This window comes from Siphonobacter sp. BAB-5405, assembly GCF_002872335.1.
Taxonomy (GTDB): Bacteria; Bacteroidota; Bacteroidia; order Cytophagales; family Spirosomataceae; genus Siphonobacter.
On the sequence record NZ_NJAG01000151.1, the window covers coordinates 1 to 1,710 of the forward strand.

At 47.0% G+C, this 1,710-nt stretch carries 2 protein-coding genes; both read right to left on the bottom strand.

Annotation, left to right across the window (positions count from 1 at the left end):
• Positions 1 to 434: carboxypeptidase regulatory-like domain-containing protein (locus BWI97_RS26695; RefSeq protein WP_146011088.1), on the bottom strand; the 434-nt coding region annotated here is incomplete at its 3' end.
• A 494-nt stretch (positions 435 to 928) separates the two neighbouring features.
• Positions 929 to 1,710: DNA-binding response regulator (locus BWI97_RS26700; RefSeq protein WP_199182133.1), on the bottom strand; the 782-nt coding region annotated here is incomplete at its 5' end.

Here is a 1,710-nt window from a genome sequence, read left to right on the forward strand (position 1 = left end):
TCGACGACGGCACTGGGTTCTGTCTGAAAAGCTTGCGGATTGTATTCGATGGTATCTTTTTTGACCGTCACCGGTGGAAGCTGACGACGAATGACCACCTCCGCCAAATCCCTGGCATTGGCCCGTAAGCGTATGGGATCGAGTTGAAGGGTTGAGTGGTTTACCTGAAGCGGGGAACGATGCATCTGGTAACCGATGTACGTAACGATGAGCCAGTAGGAGCCTTTCGGAACGGCTGGAAAAGCAAACTGGCCCGCCTCATTACTGCGGGTTCCTTGAACCAGTACTGAATCAGGAAAAGTAAACAAAGCGATACCGGCCTCAGAAAGAGCCGCATGACTGGCAGAGTCCTGAATCTGACCCTTCAGCTGCACCTGCCCACTCGCCCATTGCCAGGTCCCACAAATCAATCCCAGAACGAAAAGCAGTCGCATTGTTTATCGAATAGACTTACCACAGTCACCAACCTTAGACAAAGATGGTAAATGCTTTTGATGAAATACCTGAATTTCAATCCAGTTGTTTACCTGAATTTCTGAGTTCTTTACCTAACAAATAGCAGGCTTCTTACCGGACGAAAAACGTACGGCTTGCGTTTAGCAGAAAAAGCTGCTGTGTAACCTCCAGCCGGAAGAGATCGCCAAAGAACTGAAAGACAAACGCAGCATAGAAGTTCAGTATTTCAGCTTCGTAGCCCTTCTTTTCAGGAATTTCAAATAAAAACAATGCGTATCTGTTTTTTCAGCTAGTGATAATCAGAAGCATTCGAATAGCCAGCCATTAGCTACTTCGGATGATTCAGAGTAGCTCAGCCGGAGGGATGGTGTTAGGGCAACAGCCACTGCTTTTTACTTACCCGCTTTGTTGAATTGCCTGTGAAAAAGTTTCGAAAGGTTATCAAACCAGAATGATTGTACACTCAAACCACTTATTTTTTCATTGCTGAAGATTGATGAGCAGAGGCATATTCACTCGGGGTTTGACCAAAATACTTTTTGAACTCTTTACTAAAGTACTTGCGATCATCGAAACCTACGGCGTAGGCGACCTCATAAATGGTGAGGGGCTGACTGGTCAGAAGCTGAGCTGCTTTCTTGAGCCGAATCGTTTTGATGAAATCATTAACCGATAAGTCAGTCAGGGCTTTTAATTTTCTGTAAAGGACGGGTGTACTCATGGCTACTGCTGAGGCCAGCATGTTTACGCCAAAATCGGGATGATCCAGATGGTCTTCAATAATGTCAATCAGCTTATGAAGAAAAACTTCATCCTGCGTATTGATAGGAATTTGTTGCGGCTCCAGCGTCATCATGCGGCTGTATTTTTGCCGAAGGAGTTCCCGGGAGGCGAGCAGATTACGGATCTTAAGCTGAAGAATTTCAACGCTAAAGGGCTTGGTTACATAATCGTCTACGCCCACAGCCAGGCCACTGACTTGATGAACCTGACTGGCCCGTGCCGTCAGGAGCATGAGTGGAATATGGCTGGTGCGATCGTCCTGCTTTAGCTTCTCGGCGAGCTCCAGCCCGTCCATTTCTGGCATAGTTACGTCACTCACAATCACATCGGGAATCTGAGTACTGGCTAGTTGCCATCCTTCCCACCCGTTTCTGGCCGTTAGGATCCGATAGGAGGGGAGTAGGGTTTCCTGGATAAACGCCAGTACTTCCGCGTTATCTTCGATCAGGAGTAAAACGGGTTTACTCAAAT